Source organism: Chroococcidiopsis sp. TS-821, from assembly GCF_002939305.1.
GTDB lineage: Bacteria > Cyanobacteriota > Cyanobacteriia > Cyanobacteriales > Chroococcidiopsidaceae > Chroogloeocystis.
Genome location: NZ_MVDI01000008.1, coordinates 94306 through 113100, shown reverse-complemented (window position 1 = coordinate 113100; position 18795 = coordinate 94306). Strand labels below are relative to the sequence as shown.

16 protein-coding genes are annotated in these 18795 nt (G+C 43.9%); 7 read left to right on the top strand and 9 right to left on the bottom strand.

What is annotated here, in order from left to right; translation table 11 throughout:
* Positions 1 to 105: 105 nt before the first annotated feature.
* The 5 genes from B1A85_RS18255 to B1A85_RS18235 all read right to left on the bottom strand — a co-directional run bounded on the left by B1A85_RS18255 (position 106) and on the right by B1A85_RS18235 (position 6263).
* Positions 106 to 1077, bottom strand: a complete 972-nt coding sequence (locus B1A85_RS18255; protein WP_104548166.1) for a GTP-binding protein — start codon at positions 1075 to 1077, stop codon at positions 106 to 108.
* A 510-nt stretch (positions 1078 to 1587) separates the two neighbouring features.
* Positions 1588 to 2040, bottom strand: coding sequence for a helix-turn-helix domain-containing protein (locus B1A85_RS18250; protein ID WP_104548165.1), 453 nt, complete (start codon positions 2038 to 2040; stop codon positions 1588 to 1590).
* Between the two features lie 315 nt (positions 2041 to 2355).
* The gene (locus B1A85_RS18245; RefSeq protein ID WP_104548164.1) at positions 2356 to 4785 is read right to left on the bottom strand and encodes a GH116 family glycosyl hydrolase; all 2430 of its coding nucleotides are present in this window, start codon (positions 4783 to 4785) and stop codon (positions 2356 to 2358) included.
* A 29-nt stretch (positions 4786 to 4814) separates the two neighbouring features.
* Positions 4815 to 5519, bottom strand: coding sequence for a molybdopterin-dependent oxidoreductase (locus B1A85_RS18240; protein ID WP_104548163.1), 705 nt, complete (start codon positions 5517 to 5519; stop codon positions 4815 to 4817).
* A gap of 138 nt (positions 5520 to 5657) precedes the next feature.
* The gene (locus B1A85_RS18235; protein ID WP_104548162.1) at positions 5658 to 6263 is read right to left on the bottom strand and encodes a cytochrome b/b6 domain-containing protein; all 606 of its coding nucleotides are present in this window, start codon (positions 6261 to 6263) and stop codon (positions 5658 to 5660) included.
* A 418-nt stretch (positions 6264 to 6681) separates the two neighbouring features.
* On the opposite strand from B1A85_RS18235, the gene B1A85_RS18230 reads away from it, so the two are divergent.
* Positions 6682 to 10038, top strand: a complete 3357-nt coding sequence (locus B1A85_RS18230) for an alkaline phosphatase (protein WP_104548161.1) — start codon at positions 6682 to 6684, stop codon at positions 10036 to 10038.
* Positions 10039 to 10249: 211 nt separating this feature from the next.
* On the opposite strand, the gene B1A85_RS18225 is transcribed toward B1A85_RS18230, so the two are convergent.
* A complete protein-coding gene (locus B1A85_RS18225) occupies positions 10250 to 10885 on the bottom strand; it encodes a class I SAM-dependent methyltransferase (protein ID WP_104548160.1) in 636 nt (211 codons plus the stop codon).
* A gap of 112 nt (positions 10886 to 10997) precedes the next feature.
* On the opposite strand from B1A85_RS18225, the gene B1A85_RS18220 reads away from it, so the two are divergent.
* Positions 10998 to 11438: a heavy metal-responsive transcriptional regulator gene (locus B1A85_RS18220; RefSeq protein WP_104548159.1), complete on the top strand. Its 441-nt coding sequence runs from the start codon at positions 10998 to 11000 to the stop codon at positions 11436 to 11438.
* Between the two features lie 82 nt (positions 11439 to 11520).
* Here B1A85_RS18220 and B1A85_RS18215 read toward each other — a convergent pair whose 3' ends face one another.
* From B1A85_RS18215 to B1A85_RS18205, 3 genes are read right to left on the bottom strand one after another with little or no spacing between them, the layout of a single operon-like run.
* On the bottom strand, positions 11521 to 12027 hold the full coding sequence (locus B1A85_RS18215; RefSeq protein WP_104548158.1) for a cupredoxin domain-containing protein: 507 nt from the start codon (positions 12025 to 12027) through the stop codon (positions 11521 to 11523).
* Between the two features lie 28 nt (positions 12028 to 12055).
* A complete protein-coding gene (locus tag B1A85_RS18210) occupies positions 12056 to 14329 on the bottom strand; it encodes a heavy metal translocating P-type ATPase (protein WP_104548157.1) in 2274 nt (757 codons plus the stop codon).
* 17 nt (positions 14330 to 14346) lie between these two features.
* Positions 14347 to 14538 (bottom strand): heavy-metal-associated domain-containing protein, encoded by a 192-nt coding sequence (locus B1A85_RS18205; RefSeq protein WP_104548156.1) that lies wholly within the window; start codon positions 14536 to 14538, stop codon positions 14347 to 14349.
* Positions 14539 to 14705: 167 nt separating this feature from the next.
* On the opposite strand from B1A85_RS18205, the gene B1A85_RS18200 reads away from it, so the two are divergent.
* From B1A85_RS18200 to B1A85_RS18180, 5 genes are all read left to right on the top strand, one after another.
* Positions 14706 to 14918, top strand: coding sequence for a chlorophyll a/b-binding protein (locus tag B1A85_RS18200; protein WP_104548155.1), 213 nt, complete (start codon positions 14706 to 14708; stop codon positions 14916 to 14918).
* A gap of 68 nt (positions 14919 to 14986) precedes the next feature.
* Complete coding sequence (locus B1A85_RS18195; protein ID WP_104548154.1) at positions 14987 to 15469, top strand: pentapeptide repeat-containing protein; 483 nt, start codon at positions 14987 to 14989, stop codon at positions 15467 to 15469.
* Positions 15470 to 15496: 27 nt separating this feature from the next.
* Complete coding sequence (locus tag B1A85_RS18190) at positions 15497 to 15766, top strand: DUF1830 domain-containing protein (protein WP_104548153.1); 270 nt, start codon at positions 15497 to 15499, stop codon at positions 15764 to 15766.
* A gap of 60 nt (positions 15767 to 15826) precedes the next feature.
* A complete protein-coding gene (locus tag B1A85_RS18185; protein WP_104548152.1) occupies positions 15827 to 17761 on the top strand; it encodes a DICT sensory domain-containing protein in 1935 nt (644 codons plus the stop codon).
* A gap of 236 nt (positions 17762 to 17997) precedes the next feature.
* Positions 17998 to 18675 carry a DUF305 domain-containing protein gene (locus tag B1A85_RS18180; RefSeq protein WP_371681690.1) on the top strand — a complete coding sequence of 226 codons (678 nt, stop codon included), beginning with the start codon at positions 17998 to 18000 and terminating at the stop codon, positions 18673 to 18675.
* Positions 18676 to 18795 lie beyond the last annotated feature (120 nt).

The following is an 18795-nucleotide window of genomic DNA, read 5'->3' as shown; positions in this document are numbered from 1 at the left end:
AGAAAAAGAGTGGCTAGTGATGAGTGGTTAGTTGTTAGTGAGGAGTCTTGAGTGATGAGTTATATCGAAAACACTATTCTTCTGCTCCTCTGCTTTGTCTACAATCTACGCCATACACGCTAATAAGTTTTCGCGCAACTCGGCTTCATTAAGATTGCGACCGATAAACACAAGTTCATTTTTACGCGTTTCGTTCGGTTTCCAGTGGCGATCGCGCTTACCTTCAAACAGCATGTGAACACCTTGAAACACAAAGCGGCGCTCTTCTCCAGCAATATTTAAAATTCCCTTCATGCGGAAAATATCAGGTCCGCGCGTCTGTAGAAGATAGCTTATCCATTCGTTCAACTTTTCCAGGTTTAACGCTCCACTTTCTACTAAAGCAACTGAACCAACCGTTTCGTCGTGTTCGTGCGCATCTTCCTTTAAAAAATTGGGGTCAACTTCTAAGGCGCGACTTAAGTCAAACGCATTAACACCGAGTAGCGCGTCCATTTCTAACTCAGCATTGCGAGTGCGGTAGATTTTAGCGATCGCATTCATCCCCCGAATTCGCCGTTCTAGCTCTTCTAAAACATCTTCTGTAACTAAATCAACCTTATTGAGTAAAATAATATCGGCAAACGCAATTTGCTCTTGCGCCTCATCCGCCTCCCAGTGTTGCCAAATATGCTTAGCATCTACGACAGTCACAACTGCGTCTAAACTCAACTGCGTCTGCATATCTTCATCAACAAAAAAGGTCTGAATCACAGGCGCAGGGTCAGCAAGCCCTGTTGTTTCAATCACTAAGCGATCGAACTTATCGCGCCGCCGCATTAAATTTCCGATAATCCGAATCAAATCGCCACGCACAGTACAGCAGATACAGCCGTTATTCATCTCAAAGATTTCTTCATCCGCATCAATCACCAACTGATTGTCAATACCCACTTCCCCGAACTCGTTAACAATCACAGCGACTTTTTTCCCGTGGTCGTGCGTGAGGATGCGATTGAGTAAAGTTGTTTTCCCTGCTCCCAAGTAGCCTGTGAGAACTGTTACAGGTACGACGTTATGAGTTTTTGCAGTCATCATGGGGTCATTCCTTAAGCTTTATAAGTAATGATAACCATTCTCAAAATCTAACTATTCCACTCTCTATCATCGGTCAAAAATCAGATATTTTGTCAAAATATGAATATTAGTGAACAAAAGATTAATTGTTTCCTGCAATATGCAAACATTTTTTAAACTCAATTTATTTTAACTTGAGTGTTTAAAAAAAATTAATTCTAAAGCTCGCATACAAAAAATGCGCATGTAATCTGCAATAATCTATCTTAACCTACTTCTCCAACAGAGTTAGTATAAAATTGATTGATTAAAGAGATATATAAATTGGTTCTATTTAAAATAGATATTTTAAAAACAAAGCGTATAACAGAAAATACATTTCAAATTTAAAAGTTTTAAAATCAATATTTTAAAGATCTTGAACATTGCTTTAATTTTAGAAAAGTATAAACAAATTAAAAGGGCAGTTTGTTGACTGCCCTCGGTGCTTGCATGCTGGTAATAACTAAATAAGAATAAGAATGTAAAAAGTCATCTAGTGCAGCACTTTCGGGGTGTGGCTTCGCGCTGTTTTTTGAGTAGCTTTCTCACGTGTGCGCCTGTTAGGTCAATTCCTGTTTCTTGAGCGAGATAAGTGGCGAGGCGTTCGCCACTCCAATTTTCAAAAGGTAGTCCTAACTCACTTGGTTTTTTTTGCACAACTTCCATCAATCGATCGATATATTCGGCTGTTGCTTTGCGATAGTTACCATTTTGTCGCTGGTCTTTCATACTATCTAGGTTGTCTGGTTCGCTGTGCGTACACCAATAAGCAACTGTACGATAAGAGCAACCAATAAAATCAGCGATTTCTTGGTAGGTTTTTCCATCGTTCATTAAAAGTAGCATTAGCACCCGTTCTCTAAAATATGGACATTGGCTTTCTCGCAGCGCTTGCTGCAATTGTTCTTTTTGTTGAGGCTTAAGAAAATTCTTGACTGGCATGGCTATAAAACTTGCTGTTTGTTGCGTTTGTGCAAGTTGGCTGCGCGAGCAGCTACAGCATAAGTTCAGATTGCAACAAGTGAAATTATGAACCTACGTTGATTTGTCAGCAGTTCACTTAAGGATTACGCAGATTTTGAGTAACCTTTACAGAAACTTTAATTTAGGAGTCATTTATGTAATTTTTTGATGAAAAAGATCGAATTTGGTTGATAGATGATCTCTTAGGGGACATCGAGTAGCGAGGAAACGCGATCGCGCGTTATTTTTCTGTGGCTGCAAATTTTGCGCGTAACGCGTAAAGCTTAGCTAGTCTTAAAAAGTCAATACGCCGTAAATAGCCCAAATTGCCATCGGACGGAGGTAGTGACACGCGCGAAATGTTCCTTTGGGGGTAATGGCTTCAGGAGTGCGAAACTGTAATCCGTTGTCGTAAACTTGTTGTACGATAGCTTGTGTGAGGCGCCATGCTTCTGATTGCATACCCATTTGCATCAAAAACGCCGCAAGTCCAAAATTAATTCCTGTCCAAACTTCAAGGGGATGCGTCGCGTTGGGGTTTTCTGGCGAACCATCAGGTTTTAAGCCGTTAGCCGCCCCAAATTGACCGTTGTGAAATTTTAAAAAGCAAGCATTATAAATTGTGTTTAAGGCTTGATAGGCGCATTCTTGCGGTACGATATCTGGTAATCCGAGTAGCCGTGCATAAAATTGTCCGCACAGTTGATCTGCCATGACGACATCCGAACCACTTTTGCTATCGAGGCGATAGTATTGCCCATTCCACAGCTTTTCTTGATAGATTGGGCGCGATCGCGTTAACCAAGATTGGAATACATCAAGTGTTTCAGGAATGGGTGGGTAATCTGGCGCAGCAGCCAGAATTTTACTCGCAGGATGGTTTTCAGGATAACTGAGTAAAGTTTTACCAATCGCGATCGCCGCTTCAAGTGCAGCTAACCACAATCCCCCACAATAAGCACTGACACCTTGCAAACGCCAATCGTCAAAGGTTTGATCTGGCGCGCCTGAATTTTCAGGAATTCCATCTTCATCTAAATCAAACGTCTTTAAATACGTCAGCGTTTGCACAACCGCAGACCAACAATCCCACAATAACTCCCAATCTGTTCCACCAGTCAGCACAAAATCGCGGTAAACTTGTAAGACAAAATCACAGGATAAATCTTTCCATAAGTTGCAATCTTGATAACTTGTATAGTTAGTCGCTTCCCAGGGATGCTCATTCGGCGCGCCTAAGTCATGCGGTGTTGCACCTGCAACTTTGCGTAAAGCTGTCGGACTTTCTAGCCCTTGAGTGTAATAGTAACCGATAACGCGAGTGCGATCGTCGCGCTGTTCAATGGCTCTGGCAAAGGCGCGAATGACTGATTTTTCCAGTTTAGACCAGAGCATTAGTAAGGCAAAAGAACCATACAGTCTGACATCTAAACTTTCGTACCAGCGATAATCAAAGCATTCTAAAACAGCAAATTGACCAACGGGATCGCGTTCATCTGCTGCACTCCACAAAGTACCACCACTCGTGAGGTCGTACAGTTCGTTAAATAGTGCCATTTTAAAACTACTGGGGAGATCGTCGCGGTCGAGAATGGGTTGTTGCCAAGCTTGAATTTGTTGCTGCCAAGAGCGATAGTTTTGAAGTGCGGTTTGCGCGATCGCTATTGCATTATTGCCACCTCGCCCAAAAAAATCGGTGTAACGGCGGAAATATCTCACTCCTGGTGCAAACTCAGTTACAGGAAAATCCCACGCGATCGCAAAAGGAATTTCGCGAGTTTCGCCTGGTTGCAGTGTAAAGCGTACTGCGATCGCCGCTGCTAGTTGTTCTTGTGCTTTTGCAGGAGTTGTATCTTCAGTATTTGGTAAAGATCCATCACGGGCGAAACTGTGCCAGATTTCTGCACCATCCCCGCTAGAGTTCCAGCGCGTGTGATAGAAAACTTCTATATTGGGTTGTTGTGGAGTTGCGATCGCCCACTGTCCAATGCCATCTTGTAAATCACGCGCAGTGCTTTCTAACACGCAACCACAAAGATTTTCTTCAGCAATCCATCGATTAAAGTTACCAACACTATTTCCTAAACAAGGCTCATACTCATAAACCGGACTACCATCATCGCGCATTCGGATTTCCGGATTTTTGATGGCATTTTGAAACCAACCTACAGTATTTTGCCAAGTCAGCATAATACTCAACGTGAGTGGCGCATTTGTAGGGTTGTACGCTCTCCACACGAACGCAGCAACAGGATAACTTGTCTCCTGATAATTCTCCGGCAAAATTGGCGAAAACTGCTCGCAAGATAGATGCGCTTGCAAGACATTTTCATAAACAAACCAACTGCGAGGATACAGCGCGTGATAAACACCATTCCCACGCCCTGGATACCACTGCCAAGCTGCTAAAGTATTATCTGCCGGAGGTTCAGTACATAATGCAAAAGCTTGTGACGTCGATGCTTGCTGTTCAAAGACACTAAACTGACACGCTGGAATACTTTTGAAAGTATGTTCGCCACCATCAATATGCCACAAATTAAAATCGCCACGGGAAGCGCGACCAATACACCCTGCACCGAAGCCGCCTAAAGGCATTCCATGCCAAGGACCATCATCTAGGTTACTCGCCATGCGGACTGTGTAGGGTTTATCCCAACCAAGACCGATGGGACGATTCCAAGTATGCGGAGGAATTGGGAATTGATGTTGCTGATTTTTCATTCCCTGATTTTACGCCTTCAGGTGCTACATTATAGCCCTGCATACCACTCATAACCTCGATCTTCCCAATACCCTTTAGAACGCCGCAGTTGATTAACTAATGTGATTCGCGTTACCCACTTACTTTGCTTGTACCCTAGTTTAATTGGTGAAGCAAGACGTAAAGGCGCACCGTTTTCAATTGGTAACGGTTCTCCATTCTTTTGATCCGCAAGCAGTGTTTGCGGATGAACCGCAGAAGCTAAATCCCAACTTTCGTAATAGCCATCCGCCGATTCAAAGTAAACATAGCGGACATCTGATTTAGGTTGCGCTAGCGCTACCAAATCGCGCAGACGAACGCCACCCCATTGCACGATCGCCGCCCATCCTTCAACGCAAACGTGACGAATTGTCATTGTGTGATGTGGTAGCTGCTGAATTTCTGCCATACTCAAGCTCAAAGGATTATCGACCTCACCGTCGATAACTAATTGAAACTTTGATGGATCGATTACAGGTGTAAATCTGTAGGTATTAACAATGAGTGCTTTTGGTTCAATTGCACTTTCTGGAAATTCTGGTATCAGCTTTTGAGGATTAAATAATAGAGTTTCAACGCTTTGATTGAGCGGTTCAAAAGTTTTACCGACAACACCTTCTACTAAACTAAGCGCGCACCCACCAAGGAGTAAACTCAGACTTGAAAATCCGGATAATTCTAAAAAACGGCGACGTGATGGAAATTGATGCATTTTTTTACGTGAGATGGGATGCCTGGCGACTGAAGTCGCGGCTGATAGACAAAGTCCACCTGCGTGGGGACTAATGGTCATAATCTATCTTTGCAGAAACCTCTGCTTCTTCATCTATTTAGTAGAACTGATGTTTCCTTACCAAAACATTGATTCAACTAGACGCGAACCGCCAACTTTTAAGCTTAACCACGAGTGAATTGCTGCGTAGATAACGACTAATGGTACTGTTGCAAAGTGAACGATTCTTAAAGCTTGCCAACTGCCAAAACAATCAACAATCCAGTGAAATTGAGCAGGTTTATACATTCCTAATCCAGTAAATATCGCTAATAGCAATATTGGAATAATTGCCGTATAAGTAATGCGATGCCAAGCATAGTTGCGTCGCTTTTGATTTTGAGTACGCTGTAGCGCTTTGATATCCTTACTGCTCACAAATCGATGTCGCCAGCGGCGCGTCACTAAAATATAAACACCGTACCACAACAAATTGAGTGCAAATAGCCACATTGCCGCAAAATGCCAGTGTCTCCCACCTGCTAGCCAACCTCCTAACAAAAATATTGGTGGGAAAGGAATACCGTTACGTCCGCCAAAGACAGGATTTGCGTTGTAAATTTGTAATCCACTGGTAATCATTAACAACAAACTAATGATGTTGAGCCAATGAAAAACTTTAGCAGGGAGATTTTGTCGCGGTATAAGAGGCGATCGCCCTTGTTCTAAATCATTATCAGTCATATAAGGTAAACCTACTATCGGTTTAACGCAAGCTTAACCTCTTCGAGAGTTAAATCTTTAACTACTAATGGGATGCTCTACTTGAAAGCAGCTACTAATAAGCTTGACCGAAAGTCTTTCAAAGATTATGTACCCTCCTTACTTGGTCTTTGAAGAACCACCATGATGTAAGTTGACTCTTCAATGGTATTAGCTTCCAACAGAATTTCATTATTAATGAAAGCTTAGTGTGTAGTTGTACTGCATTACACCTGTACTAGCTGCAAAAGCTTCACATCAAGGTGAAAGACTTTTAGATGCAGCTTTTGCTGAAATGCCTTGAGGTCAAAATACATGAGGGTTCTTTATCGCTTGAGAACTCGGCATGTTTATTAGGATAAAGCTTTTTGGATTTTTTAATGTCTTTACCTTGCTGAACATGGCTAATAATCACGTTATCTTCATTCATCCAGATGGTGCTAGTCCCGCTCACTTCACGATGGCTCGCTTAGTCAAAGAAGGACCAGATGGTCGCCTTAATTGGGATACGTTAGATGAAGCCCGCGTTTATCTCGGTCATATGGAAGACCAGTTGACTGGGACTTCTAATGGTGGTGCGGTCACCCACGCAACAGGTGTGAAGGTGTATGCCGAATCGTTTGGGTTTGAGGTTGTTCGTGACGAGAACGGCAATCCTGTTGTTGATGAAGCAACTGGGCGAGTGGTCGAAGAAGAACTGACAGCGCTCTCTGGCACTAACCAGACCATTATGCAAGAAGCAGTTGCTGCCAATAAAGCGACGGCATTAATCAACTCTGGCGCGATCGCAGAGCCTGGTTCGGGTGCCTTTGCTGCGAAAGTGGGGCAAGCTGATGTACCTGCAGGAGCTGTAGGGTTTGGTGCATTTCCGCGAGGTCAGTTTGCTGAAATTACGCGTCAAGTGGTTGAGTCAGGCATTGATGTGATTCTGGGTGGCGGTTTGATAAACTATCTACCTGTGGGGACAAAGCCACCAGCAGAAGCGGTCTATGCTGAGTCTGCTCAGCAGCTGGATGCAATTTCCACCGACGCTAACATTCGTCCTGATATTAACCTCATTGAGTTAGCCGAGAGCTTGGGCTATACAGTTGTTTATACAGAAGAGCAACTCAAAGCAGCAGCCGCTAACCCCAAAATTCTCAAAGTGTTGGGGATTTTTGCTAATGAAGATACGTTTAATGATAATATTCCTACCCCAGAGGGAAACCTGCGCGGTGTAGAAGAAAACCTTTTAGCAACGGACACTGAACCCTACGTACCGACTGCTCCGACGGTTGGTGAAATGCTCAAGGCAGCCCAGACCATTTTAGAGCGCAATCCTAAGTTTGAGAACGGTTCGTTCACAGTATTAGAGGAAGAAGGAACGGATAATTTTGGCAATATTAATAACGCCTCTGGTACGCTAGAAGCACTATTGCGTACGGATGAAGCGATCGGGGTAGCGAAAGAATTTTATGAAAGACACCCGAACACGCTGATTATTACAGCTGCTGATAGCGATGCAGGCGGTTTGCAGATTGATGATACAGATGCGATCGTCGGCACTTTTCGCACGAATCCAACAGGACTGGATTTGCCAGAGTTCCCTGACTTTGAAAATCCAGGCGATGGTCAAAATGGAGTTGGTACTGAAGCGTTCGTCACGCAGCCATCTGCTAGTGGTAATACTTATAACTTTGGTGCCGCTTGGGCTGCTACGCCTGACTTTGCTGGGGCAATTGTGAGCAAAGCTCACGGACTCAACGCAGACAAGTTACCAGTTACCCTCGACAATACTGACATTTATCGGGCAATGTACGAAACTCTATTCGGTGTCGATTTGCCCGATCGCGAAGTGCCTGAATTTGTTCCTGCACCAGAAGCTACAAAAGACACGGGAAACGTTATATTCATTCACCCCGACGGCACTAGCCCTTCGATGTATGGCTTTGCTCGCTTTGCTTCCCAAGGACCTGACGGTCGCCTCAATTACGACCAGTTCTCGAATTCTGGAGTTTATCTAGGTCACATGAGGGATCAAATTGTCGGTACGTCTAATGCGGGTGCAGTTACTCATGCTACAGGAGTTAAAGCTCAAGCAGGCTCCTTTGGACTCGACGAATTTGGAGACCCTGTTGTATCTCGCTCTGGCAAGCGCGGTGTCACGATTCTGGAAGAGGCGATCGCCGCAGGTAAAGCGACAGCAGTCATTAACTCTGGTTTCATCGCCGAACCTGGCACAGGTGCATTCTTGGCAGAAGTAGAGAACCGTAGCGATGTTACTGAGATTACAAAACAAATTTTGGAGTCTGGTGTAGACATTATTCTGGGTGGTGGCGAAATCCACTATCTCCCTGTAGGTACAGTGGGTCGCTTCGGTCAAGAAGGAATCCGTACAGACGGACGTAACCTAATTGAAGAAGCAGAAGCTGCTGGTTACACAGTGGTCTTCAGCAAAGAGGAACTGCAAAATCTTCCTGAAGGCACTACTAAGCTTTTAGGAATCTTCGCAGCGGAAGATACCTACAACGATAACCCCGAAGAGTTGAATCAGTCCCTCGGCTTGGATAGCTACGGTCAGTTTCTACCCGACGGCACTCCTACTAATCCGCCTACTATCTCAGAAATGTTAGCAGCCGCCTTGCCTATTCTCTCGGCAGACCCTGATGGATTTATGGTTGTCGCCGAAGAAGAAGGAACTGACAATCTCGCAAACAATAACAATTCTCGCGGTGTTTTAGAAGCAACGCTACGAGCAGATGCTGCTTTTGGCGTCGCGATGGACTTTATCCGCGAACAAGACCCTAATACCCTGCTGATTACTGCTGCGGATAGCGAAGCCGGTGGTATTCAAGTATGGCAACCCACTCCTTTTTTACCTGCGCTTCCTGAAACCGTTGACTTGGCGTTGACGTTGCCCACCAATCCTACCGATACCGAAACCTTCCAAAACCCTGTCGATGGTAGTGAAGGTCGCATTCCCCCATTGACTACCTTTCAAGCACAGCCTAGCCTTGATGGTGAAATGGGTAACTTTGTTACCGCCTGGGCTGGAACAAATGATTTTTCTGGCAGCATTGTTGCTAAAACCTACGGTATGAACGCAGATCTGCTGAACTCAACGGTAGACAATACCGAGATTTATCAGATCATGTATCAAACTCTATTTGGCTTAAACTCTCTGCCAGATTACCAGGATGGCACTAACGAAGGCGATGAACTCATTGGTGGTGATGGTAGAGACGTAATTGTTGCCTTTGGTGGCGATGATACTGTCGCCGGTGGACTTGGCGATGATATCCTCTATGGTGGCGAGGGAAACGATCTTCTCCGAGGTGACCTAAATCTTCGCGCTCCTCAGAACAATCGACGTGGGGGCGACGACCTCATCTACGGTGGCACTGGCAATGACCGGATTAGTGGTAAATCAGGTAATGACACGCTTTATGGCGAAGCGGGTGACGACATCATTTGGGGCGATGCTGGCGATGACTTGCTGTGGGGTGGACTGGGCAATGATACCCTAATTGGTAATAACTTCTCCGGTGGTAGTGGCAATAACACTTTTGTCCTAGCAGCAGGAGAAGGAATAGATACGATTGTTGATTTTCATATTGAACGCGATAAAATTGGCTTAACCAATGGGTTAACCTTCCGCGATTTGGCAATTGGGCAAAGTGGTTCGTCGTCACTCATTACTCTGGGAGAAGAAATTCTAGCCGTGGTTAATGGCGTAAACGCAAACGATTTCACAGCCAATACGTTTGTTGCTGTTTAACTCTGAATTGCGAGTTTTGCGCAAACAAATCGTAAATTTGGCATTTCTATTAAGCTGAAGCACCTACTAGCTTTTTGTTGACTTCAAGCAGAAAGCCAAGGTGCTTTCTTTTTCCCATTTTTAAGTAAACAGGAACCATAAATTATTAGTATTCTCTACCAATTCAGAAACTATTCCTGCGCAGTCTACTGCTTTCTAGTCTTGAGAAAAATTAAGTCTTCTTTGTTGCTACACCAATAATTTGTGGCTTCACAATCGCTGGTACTGCATCTGCTTGAAAATGTTCGTAATCTAGTTTTTCAAAACCAACTTTTTCTAATACACTCCATGTTTCTCGATTGGGATGACACCCGTCGCCCAAAACTTGCCAAAGCGGGGCGATCCAATTTTGAATTTTACGCAGTCGCGTGTTTTGAGGAGCCGCAACGTGTTCGAGAAAATAGAAACGCCCGCCAGGTTTGAGGACGCGTAAAATTTCTTTGAGTGTTGCTTCTAAATCGTTTACTGAGCAAAGAACCAGCGTGCTGACAACGGCATCGACACTATTATCCTCGACATTAAGTTTTTCCGCAGTACCATTGCGAATTTCAATATCTAACCCAACACGTTCGGCTTCTTGTTTCAAATAAAAATGCATATAAGGATTTGGCTCAATTCCTATCCAGTGCGTATCGCGAGGATAGTAAACCAAGTTAGGTCCGGTTCCTGGTCCAATTTCTAAAACATTACCGCGAACATCGGCAAATAACTTTTCTTTGCGATCGCGTACCGCCGCTTCATAATCTGCATGTCCATGCGCCATTGCCCATGCGAAAAAGCGCTGATACCAACCTGGAGTACGTTGCATTTGAGCTACCTTGAAGGAAAGTTATAATGGATCTCTAGCTGACTAGAGAATTAAGATAAGACAACAATTTTTTAGGTGCTAGTCATCAGCTTAATCAATTTGGAGGCATTCAATGTTAATTCAAGACAGCAAGCCTTTATTAATTGGACAGGTGACAGCGCTGAGTGGCATCCCAATTAGAACAATTCGCTATTACGAAAGTCTAGGCTTATTACAATCCGTAGGGCGCACCGAAGGAGGGTTTCGGCAATTTTCGCATGACGTACTAACGCGCCTGTCTTTCATTAAACGCGCCCAAAGTCTTGGTCTTAGCCTTGAAGAGATTGGCGAGATTCTCAATGTTCACGATCGCGGCGAACTTCCTTGCGGTGAAGTCAAGGAAAAATTAGAGGAAAAAGTTATACAAATTGACCGCCAAGTCAAGCAATTATTAACTCTACGCGCTGAACTAAATGGCTTGCTTTCCGGTTGGGAAGATTTTCCTGCACAACACGAAGATACAATTTGTCCTAATATTCAAAAAGAAAACAGTGCACTTCATAAAGACTGGTAATTGGTCGTTGGTATTAGGAAAGCTTCATCAACAGTTACCCATTACCCATTACCAAGTTTAACAACAAATCAAGTCCACTAACTCATTTCACTTCCACCACACCGCGAAACATATTCATCCCACAAGTAAATTGATATTGCCCTGGGTTAGCGGGGGTAAATTCGACAGAAGTGACGCGGTCTAATTCTAAATCTTGGGCAATATGAAAGTCAGGGAATAGCACTTTTTCTAGACAGCTACTCGGATCGCGACGCAAAAAGTTAAGTCGTACAGGTTGATTTGCATTGACGACAATGCGATCGGGTTGATAACCGCCATCAACTGTAATGGTCAACTCTTGAATTCCTTGATGCGCTTGTGCTTGTTGAGCTTTCGTTTTACTTAGCAAAAACCACCATAACTCTAATCCGATTAAGGCGATACCGCCTGCTGTCACACCCACTCGTAACGCTAAAGGTTGTTCAATACGACGAAATTGATTTGTTGGGGCAATTTCACCTGACATTTCATGCGGTATTTGCGCCGACGCAGTTCCTAACAGTAAACCCAATCCAACAAGACTTCCCCAAATTTGACTTCGACTCAACATAATTTACCCCTCTGCGTCCTCTGCTCAATTAAACTTCAGGCTGAAAGTTACGTAAACGCAAAGCATTAGTAACAACAGATACAGAACTAAACGCCATTGCTGCTCCAGCAATAATTGGATTGAGTAGCCAGCCAAAAATTGGAAAAAGAATTCCCGCTGCAATGGGAATACCTGCAACGTTGTAGATAAAGGCAAAGAAGAGATTTTGACGAATGTTGCGGATTGTGGCACGACTGAGTTGAATTGCGGTAATGATTCCTTGGAGTTCGCCAGAAATTAAAGTAATATCACTTGCTGCGATCGCCACATCAGTTCCTGTACCGATTGCAATTCCCACATCGGCTTGGGCTAAAGCTGGTGCATCGTTGATACCATCCCCTACCATGGCAACCGTCTTAGATTTTGCATGTCTACCACGTTCTTGTTGCAGTGACTTGACAATTGCCGCTTTTTGGTCTGGGCGTACTTCCGCAAAGACGCGATCGATCCCGACTTGTTGCGCGATCGCATCAGCTGTAGCACGGTTATCGCCCGTAAGCATGACAACTTCTAAACCCAAGCGTTTTAATGCACTCACAGCCTGTGCTGAAGAAGGTTTAAGCGCATCCGCAATCCCCATCAGTCCTTGCATTTTGCCATCAACTGCGATCCAAACCGCAGTTTTCCCTGCGCGTTCTAAGGTTGTTTTGCGTTCTCTCAGCGCCCGAGTATCAATGCCTAATTCTGCCATCCAGCGCTGCGTACCGATTTGTACTAAGCGATCGCCCACAATTCCTTGCACGCCACTACCTGCGATCGCCTCAAAGTTTTGCACGTCGCTAAGCGCAACTTCTTGCGTTTGCGCGTACCTAACAACGGCTTCAGCTAGCGGATGTTCCGAATTACGTTCGACTGACGCAGCAAGTTCGATCAATTTTAATTCGTTACGATTAGCTGTACCGTTGACAGTCACAAAATCTGTCACTGTGGGTTTACCTTCAGTAATCGTTCCTGTTTTGTCTAAAACAATCGTTTGAATTTTGTGCGCGAGTTCTAAACTTTCTGCACCCTTGACTAAAATGCCATTTTCTGCACCTTTACCTGTTCCCACCATAATTGATGTGGGAGTAGCTAACCCCAAGGCACACGGACACGCAATAATTAGTACGCCAATCGTGGTAATCATTGCGAGAGTTAAGTTACCGAAGAAGTTAAACCAAACGATAAAAGTTGCGATCGCGATCGCAATTACTGCGGGTACGAACCATCCAGTGACGCGATCGGCGAGTTGCTGAATTGGAGCTTTAGAACCTTGCGCTTGTTGAACGAGTTTCACAATCTGTGCGAGAAACGTATCTTTACCAACACGCGTTGCGCGAAACTTAAAACTCCCAGTTTTATTAATCGTCGCGCCAATTACTTCATCCCCTGGCTGCTTCTTCACGGGAACACTTTCACCCGTCACCATCGCTTCATCAACTGTTGAAGCACCTTCAATCACTTCGCCATCTACCGGAATTTTTTCCCCAGGACGTACTAAGATGACATCATCGATTCGGACTTCCTGAATTGGAATATCCATTTCTTGTCCGTTCCGAATTACTCTTGCATCGCGTGCTTGCAAGCCAATTAATTTGCGAATGGCTTCTGAAGTTTGTCCCTTAGCGCGATTTTCCAGCAACCGCCCTAACAAAATCAGCGTAATCACAACCGCAGAAATTTCGTAGTAAACCGCTGGTTCGAGCCCTTGCGCGAGAAAAAAGCCTGGAAAAAATGTCGGAAATAGCGAGTAGAAATACGCTGCACTTGTCCCTAGTGCAACTAGCGTATCCATCGTAGCTGTATGGCGTTTAAAAGCTTTCCAAGCACCTTGATAAAACGATTCTCCGCTCCAAAATTGAATCGGAGTCGTCAGCACAAGTTGTAACCAAGGATTGTGTAGCCAAGCAGGAATTAAAGGTATATGTAATCCTGTCATCATTGGTAATCCGCCAACCACGAGGATGATGCTAATGACACCTCCAACCCAAAGTTTGCGCTTCAGCTTTTTTGATTCAGCAAGACGTGCGGCTTTTTCCGCATCGTTTTCTCCAGTTACCATTTCTTGCTCTTGGAGAGAGTAAGACGCATATCCTGCTTCTTCAATCGCCGCTTGGATTTTTTCAATACTGGTTTTGTTGGGGTTATATTTGATTGCGGCTTGTTCTGCACCGAAGTTGACATTGCATTCCGCCACCCCAGGAACTGAGCGAATTGCTTCTTCAATACTACTTGCACACGAGGCACAACTCATGCCTTGCAATCTTAAGGTTATTGTCTCCATAGAATGAATCCTTGTAATTAAGCCGCGGGATAGCCGACAGATGCTAAAGCTTCTTTAATTGCGGTTGCGGATACTTGAGTCTCGATATTGACGAGTTTTGTCTTGGGTTCAGCTTGAACTTTTGCCGTTACATCTACCGAATGAATTGCTTGCGTAATAGCGTTTACACAGGCTTTGCATGCCATCTTAGGAACTTTGAGTGTCATCATAAGCAGAATAAAAAAGGAAAAATTGGCTTAACTGCATCGTAAACTCTCTACTTGACTAGAGAGTCAAGCGCAATTTGTCACATCGCTTTTTTTCTAAATGTCTTTACAAAATTTAAAATTTTTTGTTACATTTATTTACATGCACAAACGTACATTAGGAGAATCTTATGAGTGGACGTCAATACGTAGTCGACGAGCGAGGCTTAGCAAATACATTTGCCATTGAACCCAAGATGTATGTGCAAGAAAGTCAAACAGGGTTTACACCTCATGCTGAACTGCTCAATGGTCGTTTAGCTATGATTGGATTCGTCTCTTTACTGTTGCTAGAAGTTGCGACAGGACGCGGTTTAATTGGATTTTTTACTAATTTGTCATAGAGTAAAGTCTCAACCTTGCCAACAAATACTCAAGCACGCAATAGCAAACAGCGTGAAACACAAGTAAAATGAATGCTGATGAATTAAATCGGCGGTATGCAGCAGGAGAGAGAGATTTTAGCTTTGTGAATCTGCGGGGAGTTAACTTAAGTGAAGTCAATCTACAAGGTGCTATTTTTTGGGGTGCAGATTTATCACGAGCTAACTTGACTGCTGCAAACTTCAAGCAAGCGCATCTGAGTTCTGCAAACTTAGCAGGCGCGATGTTGTGGAGAGCTGACTTAACGCAAGCAACTTTGCACAAAGCAAACTTGAGTAGGTCAATTTTAATTAAAGCGAACTTGAGTGAAGTAGATTTGAGCGAAGCACTTCTAGTGAAAGCAGATTTGCGATTAGCATATCTAACGCGCACAAAATTAACCAAAGCAAAGTTAAAAGGTGCAGATCTGCGATACGCAGAAGTAAGGTTAGTCGATATCAGTGGCGCGGATTTGAGCCAAACGATTTTAAATGGGGCAAACTTAAGTGAAGAGAACCTACTTGCAAACTAGCATTAATACTGAGTAAGGAACAATACAATGAATCAAAGTGCCTCAAAAACCGAATGCGATCGCCAAATCTTGTGTTGCTACGTCAATCGTACTAGCCTATTGCAGATTACCCGTATTGCTAACATCCCGAACTGGTACTTTGAACGCACTGTGTTTCCTGGACAAACACTTTTGTTTACCGCCCCACCCGAAGCTGAGTTAGAAATCCATACGAGTCAACTCGTTAATGCGACTTTGTTCGATAAGATTCTTTGCTCGCACTTGCAGGTTCATGAAGGATCTGGAGAGATAATTTAACTTAGCCCTCATCTTTGGGCTGAGAGTTATTCAAGTAATGGTTTTACCGCACAATTGGTGATGAGAATTTCGCATTCTCCACTCCAGGAGTTACTTCAAGCCCGACCTGATTTACACACCCAAAGATATTTTAAGTCTTCTTTAACAGCGCTATCGCACGCGATCGAAGATTTAGTCCTCAATGGGAAAGATCAACCGTTAGTCATCGCCAGCTTTCAACGCGAGCGCTTTTATCGTACTGAAACGCGACGCTATCAGCAAATTGCACAACGCACAGACCAAGTTTATGTTTTGGCGACGCCAGAATCGAATTTTGCTGCTGCGACTGAACCGTATGAAACAATTCCGTTTGACCATCGCGATCAGCTGGTTAATGAGTGGCACTTAGTTGTTGTTGGGCAAGATTACACAGCTTGTATAATTTGTCAAGAACATTTTACCCCAGACGCACCGCCAGTCATCGATCAGGCGCGACAATTTGACGGAATTTGGACGTTTGACCGCCAGATTAGTTGTCAAGTTGCGCATCTTTTACTCGCAAGGATTTTAGTTTATCGACCAGAGTTAGCTCGCAAAGTACAACAAGCGCGAATCAGGTTTGGGTTAAATGCGATTCCGATGATGGCGTCAGTCGGACGCGGAAATATTGATGCGGTAACATTTACGGAACGCTTGGTGATGCATTTACAAGCAAGTCAGTATCGTTTGTTGAAAGCTTATCGCACGATCGCCACGCAAGAACGTCAAGAACGTCTCGTCAATTCGATTACTGCTGCAATTCGTCGATCGCTGAATTTACACGAAATTCTGACGACAGCTGTACAAGAATTAGGACGCACTTTCAAGCATTGTCGCTGTTTACTCTACCGCTGCGATCGCATTTATCAAGATGTGACAATTGAGTACGAAGCGATCGCGCCTGGAATGACATCATTGCAAGGAGAAACGTGGCTTTTAGTCGAAAATCCCTTATTTCAAGCGGCGGTAGCTACCGAAAAAGCGATCGCAGTTACGGATGTCACTAAACTTCCGAGTCTGCAGGCAAATCCAACATTCACAACTTTACTATCGCGTTCGGGAATTCGTTCTTGGTTACTTGTTCCAGTGATTTATCAAGAAACGCTGCTGGGGATGTTGGAAATTCATCACACTGGTGCAGAACCATATATTTGGCAAGAACACGATATTGCTTTAGTTGAAGCGATCGCAACTCAAGTTGGTGTTGCTTTAATTCAAGCACAAGCGTATATTCGCCTCGAAGAACTTAATCATCAATTAGCCGCACTAGAACGCACTCGCAGTAATTTAATTGCGATCGTCGGTCATGAATTGCGTACTCCTTTATCAACAATCCAAATTTGTTTGGAAACTTTAGCTTCAGAGCCAGAACTAACACTAGAAATGCAGCAAGTCATGCTGCAAACGGCTTTGACTGATGCTGAGCGTCTGCGGAAACTCACTCAAGATTTTCTGACACTCTCGCGCTTAGAAAGCGGTCAAGTCCACTGGCAACTAGAACCGATTTCACTCCAGGAATGTCTTAGTTTAGCACTCAATAGTCTCAAGGCTTGGTGGTCGCCGCAACAGTTAGCGCAAATAGAAGTGACCCTACCGCCAGAACTACCACTTGTTTTAGCCGATGGCGAAGGACTAGTTCAAGTTTTAACTAAATTAATTGATAACGCTTTAAAGTTTGCACCAGGCGGGAAAGTCACTGTTAGGGCACGCACGATCAAAAGATTAGCATCCCAGCGTACGTCAATGGTTGAGGTGTGCATTGCGGATACGGGTAGAGGTATTGAACCAAGTCAGTTAGAAGCCATATTTACGCGGTTTTCGCAAGAAGAAGAATATCTCCGACGCATCACTAGCGGAACAGGTTTAGGACTCGCAATTTGTCGTCAAATTATTCAAGGTTTGGGAGGACAAATTTGGGCTGAATCCACGGGTAAAAATCAAGGAAGTCAATTTTATTTTACAGTTCCGGTGAGTTAGTTATAAGCAGAAGGGAGAAGGTAGAGGGAGATAATACGACAGATAAACTTCTCTTTTACTACCACTAGTAATTAGCCACTAACTGCTCATCACTTGCTCCTCTTGATTTTATCTTTACTTCATTTTTACAGAGCAAACTGAGTAGGATGTAGCACACTTACCACTTAACTTGACTCTCTAGTCAACTAGAGACTATAAGATGATGGAAGTGTTTGTTCTGGGGAAAGAATATGAAGATGCTTTTCAAAAAGCGTTTTGCATTAAATATTGTAGCGATCGCCGCAACGGGAGGGTTAATCGCATCCTGTGCAGCTGTGCCACCAACTCCAACACCAAGATCGAACACGCAAGCATCCAATACTCAAAGCACGCAACAAATGCCGCATCATGGAATGAATCATGCAATGACAATGGATTTAGGTGCTGCGGATGAGAACTACGACTTGCGGTTTATTGATGCGATGATTCTACACCATCAAGGCGCAGTAGAAATGGCACAGGAAGCTTTGGAAAAATCGCAACGTCCAGAAATAAAAGAGCTAGCAACAGACATTATTGCAGCACAACAACAGGAAATTGCACAATTGCAGCAATGGCGACAAGCTTGGTATCTACAAGCCAGTAACACCCCAGTCGCCTACGATTCTCAAACAGGTGAAACTGTCCCAATGACACAACAGCAAATGCACAGCATGATGATGCATGGCGATTTAGGAGCTGCCGATGACGAATTTGACCTACGATTTATTAATGCAATGATTCCCCATCACGAAGGTGCAGTGACTATGGCACAAGATGCCTTAGAGAAATCACAGCGCTCTGAAATTAGAAATTTAGCTCAAGAAATTATTAATTCACAAGCGGCAGAAATTAAGCAAATGCAACAGTGGCGACAAGCTTGGTATAACATATAGCTTTTAGATTAACAATAAATATATTCCCGGTTATCGATGGTTGATAGAGAATTTTGAGTCTTGACCATTAATCATTAGCAAACTTTGAAGTTAGTTTTTCTTAGAGTAGGATTGTTGTTA

Bases quoted from the DNA above. Each gene is read 5' to 3' on its own strand.
- B1A85_RS18255 (WP_104548166.1), bottom strand. From the start codon at position 1,077: ATGATGACTGCAAAAACTCATAACGTCGTACCTGTAACAGTTCTCACA.
- B1A85_RS18250 (WP_104548165.1), bottom strand. From the start codon at position 2,040: ATGCCAGTCAAGAATTTTCTTAAGCCTCAACAAAAAGAACAATTGCAG.
- B1A85_RS18245 (WP_104548164.1), bottom strand. From the start codon at position 4,785: ATGAAAAATCAGCAACATCAATTCCCAATTCCTCCGCATACTTGGAAT.
- B1A85_RS18240 (WP_104548163.1), bottom strand. From the start codon at position 5,519: ATGCATCAATTTCCATCACGTCGCCGTTTTTTAGAATTATCCGGATTT.
- B1A85_RS18235 (WP_104548162.1), bottom strand. From the start codon at position 6,263: ATGACTGATAATGATTTAGAACAAGGGCGATCGCCTCTTATACCGCGA.
- B1A85_RS18230 (WP_104548161.1), top strand. From the start codon at position 6,682: ATGGCTAATAATCACGTTATCTTCATTCATCCAGATGGTGCTAGTCCC.
- B1A85_RS18225 (WP_104548160.1), bottom strand. From the start codon at position 10,885: ATGCAACGTACTCCAGGTTGGTATCAGCGCTTTTTCGCATGGGCAATG.
- B1A85_RS18220 (WP_104548159.1), top strand. From the start codon at position 10,998: ATGTTAATTCAAGACAGCAAGCCTTTATTAATTGGACAGGTGACAGCG.
- B1A85_RS18215 (WP_104548158.1), bottom strand. From the start codon at position 12,027: ATGTTGAGTCGAAGTCAAATTTGGGGAAGTCTTGTTGGATTGGGTTTA.
- B1A85_RS18210 (WP_104548157.1), bottom strand. From the start codon at position 14,329: ATGGAGACAATAACCTTAAGATTGCAAGGCATGAGTTGTGCCTCGTGT.
- B1A85_RS18205 (WP_104548156.1), bottom strand. From the start codon at position 14,538: ATGATGACACTCAAAGTTCCTAAGATGGCATGCAAAGCCTGTGTAAAC.
- B1A85_RS18200 (WP_104548155.1), top strand. From the start codon at position 14,706: ATGAGTGGACGTCAATACGTAGTCGACGAGCGAGGCTTAGCAAATACA.
- B1A85_RS18195 (WP_104548154.1), top strand. From the start codon at position 14,987: ATGAATGCTGATGAATTAAATCGGCGGTATGCAGCAGGAGAGAGAGAT.
- B1A85_RS18190 (WP_104548153.1), top strand. From the start codon at position 15,497: ATGAATCAAAGTGCCTCAAAAACCGAATGCGATCGCCAAATCTTGTGT.
- B1A85_RS18185 (WP_104548152.1), top strand. From the start codon at position 15,827: ATGAGAATTTCGCATTCTCCACTCCAGGAGTTACTTCAAGCCCGACCT.
- B1A85_RS18180 (WP_371681690.1), top strand. From the start codon at position 17,998: ATGCTTTTCAAAAAGCGTTTTGCATTAAATATTGTAGCGATCGCCGCA.